The sequence below is a fragment of the Mesorhizobium sp. P5_C1 genome (assembly GCF_054049815.1).
Map to the genome: position 1 here is coordinate 1 of NZ_JBFULQ010001406.1, position 537 is coordinate 537.

General features: G+C 60.7%; 1 protein-coding gene. It reads left to right on the forward strand.

Annotated features, from left to right (window positions below; all coding sequences use genetic code 11):
* Window positions 1–489: ABC transporter permease subunit (locus ACXJ7R_RS36060; RefSeq protein WP_457155936.1), on the forward strand; the 489-nt coding region annotated here is incomplete at its 5' end.
* Between the last annotated feature and the right edge of the window lie 48 nt (window positions 490–537).

Genomic DNA, 537 nt, shown 5'->3' on the forward strand with positions numbered 1-537 from the left:
GTACCAGAACTTCTCATTATCCTGCTCATCTACTTCGGCGGAACGACCCTCGCCAGCAAGATCGCCGGCCGGTACGTGGAGGTGAACGCATTCACCGCAGGCGTTATCGCGCTCTCTGTCGTCTTCAGCGGCTATGCGACCGAAGTGTTTCGCGGCGCGATTGCGGCGGTGCCAGCGGGTCAAACCGAAGCGGCAAAGTCGCTTGGGCTGAATGCCTGGCAGCGCTGGATGTTCGTCATCGGACCGCAGATGCTGCGGCTGGCGCTGCCTGCCTATGGCAATCTCTGGATTTCGCTCTTCAAGGATACCGCGCTGGTTTCGATCGTCGGCCTGACCGACATCATGCGCGTTGCGTATGTGGGGGCCGGATCCTTGCGCGCACCATTGACCTTCTACCTTGCGGCCTCCGCTCTCTATCTCTCGCTGACCACCGTCACGCTGCTGTCGATCCGGCTGGCTGAGCGCCGCTATCCGGCACTCGGTCGGTAGGAGGGAGACCCATGAACCTCAGCTTGATGTTTGATGCAATGGTTGTCC